Origin of the sequence: Streptomyces sp. MB09-02B, from assembly GCF_033794485.1 — a bacterium.
Taxonomy (GTDB): Bacteria; Actinomycetota; Actinomycetes; order Streptomycetales; family Streptomycetaceae; genus Streptomyces.
Genome location: NZ_JARGEE010000518.1, coordinates 1 through 5659, shown reverse-complemented (window position 1 = coordinate 5659; position 5659 = coordinate 1). Strand labels below are relative to the sequence as shown.

Here is a 5659-nt window from a genome sequence, read left to right as displayed (position 1 = left end):
GGGTAGGACCCAGCGGGCTCCGGGCACCTTGGGGGCGGGGGTGAAGGGGCAGGTGGTCCAGGTGGCCACCGCGAGCAGGTCGGCGAGTCGGCGGCGTTCGCGGTCGCTCCAGCCGGTGCCGACCGCTCCGATGTAGCGCAGGGGGTCGTCGCGGAGTTCGCCGAGGAGGACGGCGCCGGGCAGTCGGCCAGTCGGCCGGCGCCGGGTACCCAGCCACCGATGACGGCATCGGAGGTCCGCACGTTTTTGATCTTGAGCCAGTCGGTGGAACGTACGCCCGGCCGGTAGGGCGACGTGAGCCGTTTCGCGATCACGCCCTCCAGCCCGGCTTCCCGGGTCGTCTGAAGTGTGCTCGCGGCGTGGTCGACGACGGCCGTGGGCACCGACCAGGCCGGTCCGTGCAGGCCGAGGCCGGTGAGGGTCTGGCGGCGTTCGGTCCAGGGCCGGCTGGTGAGGTCCCGGCCGTCGAGGTAGAGCACGTCGAACACGACCAGGTGCACGGGGACCCGCACGGCCAGGCGGGCGGCGCGGTCGGGGCTGCGCGCCAGGCCCATGCGGGACTGCCGGAGTTCGAAGTCGGGGCGGCCGTCCGCGTCCGTGGCGATGATCTCCCCGTCCAGCACCGCCGACCGGCCGCCGAGCGCGGCGGGCAGGCCGTGCAGTTCGGGATAGGCGGCGGTGACCGCATGCCCGCCCCGGGAGCGGATCGTCACCGTGCCGTCGCCGGGCAGAAGGCCAGGGCGCGCTGGCCGTCCTGCTTGGTCTCCACCGCCCATTGTTCGTCGCCGCCGGGCAGCGGCAGAATCCCGGCGGAGGCGAGCATGGGTGCGAGGACGGGAAGCGGGTCCATGGGCCAGGTGTGGCCGCAGTCGTGCGCCGCGTCACCTGGGCAGCCGGACATTCCCCCAGACAGCCCCGCCACCAGCGCCGCGGATCACCTGCGGCCGACCCTGCGGGTGACTCTGCTCGGCTCGTTCCCATCAGCCTCTGCCAGTGCCCCGGCGTGCTTCTCCTCTCGGACGGTCCCGGACCCGGACGGCCGGGACGTAGCAGGCGCGAGAGGTGACGACGTGCCAATGCACTGCCGGCTCGGCATACGAGTAAGTGGCCGCGTTCTGAGGCGGATTCGGCGGATCGCAGCCGATGAAGCGGTGGGCACGGCTCAGCCGCGAGTTCGTCCCGTGCCTCGCGTGGGAAGCGCGGGTGTGACCTGTATGGATGGGGAGCCGTGCGCGGTCGGTGTGGGGCGGGTGTGCCGTGTGCCGGTTCCGTGGGCGAGGGTCTCGGTGAGGTCGGCCAGCAGTGTGCTGGGGGTGTAGGGGGAGGCCGTGACGCTCCAGGTGGGGTGGTCGATGCTGGGGCCGGCCCAGATGGTCCAGGTGGCGAGGGTGCTGTTGGGCTGCTGGGCGGCGAAGGCGTCGAACTGGATACCGGCGTCCCCGGGCGGGTTCGTCCAGCGGATCCAGCGCCCGTCGACGGTGTGCTTCCAGCCGGCGTCGGTGAGGGGCTTCGTGGCGGTGGCGACGGTCTTCTCGTGGACGGGACTTCCGACGGCGGTGCCCCACGCGTCGCCCTCGGCGAGGTGGTGCAGCAGGGTCTGGAGTATGGGGGCGGGGGTGGTGCCGGTTGCGGTGAGGTGCCACCGACGGGCGTCTCGTAGGCGGCCACGGTCCAGGCGGTCTCGCGGGGGTCGGTTTCGTGGACGCGCTCGATACGCAGGGTCTGAGACTCGTGGATGACGTGGGTCGTGTCATCCGACCAGGTCCGCCACTTCTCGAACTCGCCGTGCTCGTCGACAAAGGTGCCGAGGAGTGCGTCGTGGTCGCCGGTATCAGCCAGATGGATGGGGACGGTCTCCGGCTCCGGCCGGGATGGTTCGGACTTGGCCGTGGTGACGTCGAAGACGGAGCGCGCTGCGATGGCGGCATGCTCGGTGTCGGTCAGGGGTGCCGGGCCGGGACGCATCGTGGCTGCGTGGACCTTTTCGAAGGCCGTCAGTGCCTTTGCGGGTGAGTCGAAGGTGTCGGCGACCTGGCGCAGGTGGTCCTCGCCGTGGAGGTAGACGGACTTGCCGCCTCGGTCGAGGTAGGTGCCCACCGCGACGGTGGTGTGGCCGGCGTGGGCGTGGGCGTGGATGAGGAGACGGCCGTGGCGGATGTCGTCGTGGATTTTCTGCGCCTGCTGGGAGATCTCGCGGATCTCGCTGCGGGTGCACCAGGGCATCGGATAGTCCGGCCAGGTCCATCCTTCGTCGATGGCTTCCTGGAGGCGAGGGGTGATCTCGACGGTGATGCCTCCGGCCCTCAGGACTCCAGCCGGCGGCCTCCAGAGCCGTGAGGGCGACGTGGGCCTGTGTGCCGGTCAGGACGGGCCTGCACGGCGCTGGGGTGAGTGGGGTGGGCGTCGAAGAGGACGTGGGCGTCGATGGCGGGAGGACTCACGATCGGGGTCTCGTCTGTTCTGCCGGTGGCCGGGCCTTCGGACGCGGCCACCGACGTGTGTGCGGGGGCTATCGGGTTGCCCGTGGGGACTGGGCAGTGTGTGCGGCCGTGGTGGTCGGTGGGCCGGCGCGGGTGGTGACGGCCGGCCGCCGCCGCTGTTGTGGCGGGGTGGCTGTGGTGGCGTGCTGCCAGCGGGTGCGCACGGCGGACAGGTCGGCGAGGGCGCGGCGGCTGCCGAGGATGAGTTGGTTCGGCGTGGTCGCCGGGTTGTCGGTGAACGCCGTGATGCGCAGGCCCACCTGATGCGCGATCGCCAGGACCGAGCGCTGGAGGATCCGCTCGCCCCAGTACTCAGCGGAACCGGCCGCCGCTTTGAGGAGGCCGAGCAGCTCGGCCGGTTCTGTCCCGGGTGTGAGGAGGCCGCGTTGCTGGGCCTCCCACACAACGGTGACCGGGTCGACAGGGGCACGGTGCCTGGCTAGAGCGGTCAGGCACTGCCACAGGCCGGCGTGCAGGGGGTGGGTGAAGTCGTCCGTGCTCAGCCACCGCAGCTGCTCTACGTCATCAGGGTGTGCCGTCGCGGCCGCGATCAGCAGCCGCTCCTCATCGGCTGCCTCCTCGGCGTTGCCGAGGACAGCCGTCGGGGCGGGGGCGCGGGGCAGGGAACCGGCATGCGACGGGAATCTGGCGGAGATGTCGTCTACGGCGCGGGCCAGGGTGTCGGCTGGGAAAGGGTGTCGGGCACCGGGTGTGGGAGCGTGACGTCCGACGCGGTCAGCGCGAGGCGCTCGGCGTGGGCGCGCAGAGTCCGGCGGGCTCGTTCGGCTTCGAGCATCCGTGCGTACGCCTGCGCGTGCCGGGGCTGTGGGCAGACCTGGATCAGGGTGTGCAGGTAGGAGGCGGTCAGAGCGCGGGCGTCCTCGCGGGCGGTGGCGAGGACCGCGTTGAGCCAGTTGGTGTCCTGCGTGTGCTGGTCCGGGTTGGGGGCGGGCAGGGCGCGGATGGCGCCGAACAGGGCGCTGTGCGCGTAGTTGGAGAACGAGTCCGGCGTGATCCCGTCGACGTTGTGGAGGCGGTGGGTTCGAGGAGGAGAGCGCCCAGGAGGGCCTGCTCGGTGTAGTGCACGGGGTGCGGCGGATACGTGTCGAGCAGATCGTCGAGGTCGCTCGCGGCTTGGTCGGGGGCGGGGGCATCAGGCTGCCAGGGTGAAGTCGTCGGGGTTGAGGGGGACGCGCAGGTGGTCGGCGAGGAGGTGACCGGCGAGCAGCGGGGGGACGGCGTTGCCGATCTGGGAGAACTGCTGGCCCTTGTTGCCGGCCCAGGGGTAGTCGGAGGGGAAGGTCTGCAGGAGGCCGGCCTCGCGTGCGGTGATCCGGATCGGCTCTGGGGGTACGGGTGTTGCGGCCCCCGGTTCGTCCACCCGCGGAGTACCGACGGGTTCGGCGATCCAGGCGCATTCGTTGGCGCGCCGTCCGAAGAACAGGGTTCCGGCCGGTTCCTCGATCGGTCGGACGGTGGCGTTGGCCTGGTTGTTGTTGCGAAGGGACCAGGACCAACGGTGCGCTTCGGCTAGTAGGACTCCGTTAGGTCGCTCGGGGTCTTGGGTTCTGGCTGATGGTGGACGTTCTGGGCAGAGGTCGGTGGCAGGTGGTGCAGGTGCCGGTCCAGCAGTTCAGCAGGTCCTGGAGGGTGTCGAGGATCTGGTAGAGGGTGAGTTGGCCGTATCGGCTTTTGGGGCCAGGCGCTGTTCGGTGAGGAACGCGTGGGCGGCGGTGACCAGGGTGACGTGGTGGTGCCAGCCGGTCCAGGAACGTCCTTCGAAGTGGTCCAGGCCGAGGCCGTGCTTGAGTTCGCGGTAGTCGTGCTCGATGCGCCAGCGGATCTTGGCCAGACGGACCAGTTCGGCGACCGGGGTGTCTGCTGGCAGGTTGGACAGCCAGTAGCCGGTGGGTGCTTCGGCGCCGTCGGGCCATTCGAACCTGAGGTTCCCCCGAGATGCGGAGGGTGCTGACAGAGGGTCAGATGGTTCTCATGAGAGGAACATCGACCATGGCTGCCCCCAGGAAGTACTCGTTGGAGTTGCGTGAGCGTGCGGTGCGGATGTACCGGACCTCCGACCCGAAGCCCCAGATCAAGCGGCTCGCCATCGAGCTCGGAAGCAAGGGGGTGCGCGAGATCGCCCGCGCCCTGGGGCGTGACCCCGGGACAATCTCTCGCGAACTGCGCCGCAACGCCGCCACGCGCAGCGGCAAGCAGGAGTACCGCGCGACGGTCGCCCAGTGGAAGGCTCAGCAGGCGGCCAAGCGCCCGAAGAGCGCGAAGCTCGCGGGCAACGACCGGTTGCGTGAGTACGTTCAGGAGAGGTTGTCGGGGAACGTTCACCGGCCTGACGGGACGGTCGCCGCAGGACCGCAGACGCCTCCGTGGAAAGGGCTGAACAAGCCGCACCGGCAAGAAAGGCGGTGGGCGACAGCATGGAGCCCGGAACAGATCTCGCACCGGCTGAAGGCCGACTTCCCCGAGGATGAGTCCATGCGCATCAGCCACGAGGCGATCTACCAGTCGCTGTTCATCGAGGGCCGTGGTGCGCTCAAGCGTGAGCTGGTCGCCTGCCTGCGCACCGGGCGGGCGCTTCGAGAGCCTCGGTCGAGGTCACGGAACAAGCCGCAATGGCATGTCACTGCGGATGTCGTCCTCAGTGAACGTCCTGCAGAGGCCGCAGACCGCGCGGTCCCGGGGCATTGGGAAGGCGATCTGATCATCGGGACGGGCCGGTCCGCGATCGGCACGCTCGTCGAGCGCAGCAGCCGATCCACCCTCCTGGTGCATCTGCCGAGGATGGAGGGCTGGGGCGAGGTGCCGCCCGTGAAGAACGGCCCGGCGTTGGGCGGTTACGGCGCCGTGGCGATGAACACTGCCCTGACGGTGTCGATGACGAAGCTACCCGAGCAGCTCCGCAAGACACTGACCTGGGACCGCGGGAAGGAACTCTCCGGGCATGCCCAGTTCGCACTCGAGACCGGGACGAGGGTGTTCTTCGCCGATCCGCACTCGCCCTGGCAGCGCCCGACGAACGAGAACACGAACGGGCTGCTGCGTCAGTACTTCCCGAAGGGCACCGACCTGTCCCGGTGGTCCGCCGAGGACCTCGAAGCCGTCGCCCTGGCGATCAATAACCGACCCCGCAAGATCCTCGGGTGGAAGACCCCGGCCGAGGT

General features: G+C 70.2%; 5 protein-coding genes and 4 pseudogenes. 1 reads left to right on the top strand and 8 read right to left on the bottom strand.

The annotated features are described in order from the left end of the window. The 8 genes and pseudogenes from P1P70_RS45940 to P1P70_RS39520 all read right to left on the bottom strand — a co-directional run. Positions 1-132 (bottom strand): annotated as a pseudogene (locus P1P70_RS45940) (ATP-dependent DNA ligase); the annotation flags it as partial. A 173-nt stretch (positions 133-305) separates the two neighbouring features. Beyond that, positions 306-776 (bottom strand): annotated as a pseudogene (locus tag P1P70_RS45935) (ATP-dependent DNA ligase); the annotation flags it as partial. After that, entirely contained in the window at positions 710-850 is a 141-nt protein-coding gene (locus tag P1P70_RS39545; protein WP_319246499.1) for a hypothetical protein, read from the bottom strand. The gene P1P70_RS39545 and the pseudogene P1P70_RS45935, both read right to left, overlap by 67 nt. A 312-nt stretch (positions 851-1162) precedes the next feature. Continuing rightward, positions 1163-1675 (bottom strand): DUF317 domain-containing protein, encoded by a 513-nt coding sequence (locus P1P70_RS39540; RefSeq protein WP_319246510.1) that lies wholly within the window; start codon positions 1673-1675, stop codon positions 1163-1165. An 834-nt stretch (positions 1676-2509) separates the two neighbouring features. Then, positions 2510-2992 carry a DnaB-like helicase N-terminal domain-containing protein gene (locus P1P70_RS39535; RefSeq protein ID WP_319246507.1) on the bottom strand — a complete coding sequence of 161 codons (483 nt, stop codon included), beginning with the start codon at positions 2990-2992 and terminating at the stop codon, positions 2510-2512. A 149-nt stretch (positions 2993-3141) separates the two neighbouring features. Then, positions 3142-3444, bottom strand: a complete 303-nt coding sequence (locus P1P70_RS39530; RefSeq protein WP_319246504.1) for a hypothetical protein — start codon at positions 3442-3444, stop codon at positions 3142-3144. Positions 3445-3633: 189 nt separating this feature from the next. Then, positions 3634-4014: pseudogene (locus tag P1P70_RS39525) on the bottom strand (DNA cytosine methyltransferase); the annotation flags it as partial. Between the two features lie 99 nt (positions 4015-4113). Next, positions 4114-4425: pseudogene (locus P1P70_RS39520) on the bottom strand (transposase); the annotation flags it as partial. 116 nt (positions 4426-4541) lie between these two features. Here P1P70_RS39520 and P1P70_RS39515 point away from each other — a divergent pair. Then, positions 4542-5659, top strand: a 1118-nt coding sequence (locus tag P1P70_RS39515; RefSeq protein WP_413471653.1) for an IS30 family transposase, incomplete at its 3' end; no start/stop codon positions are given.

What these genes read in the sequence shown, in the direction of transcription:
- P1P70_RS39545 (WP_319246499.1), bottom strand. Translation starts at nt 850, where the DNA reads ATGGACCCGCTTCCCGTCCTCGCACCCATGCTCGCCTCCGCCGGGATT.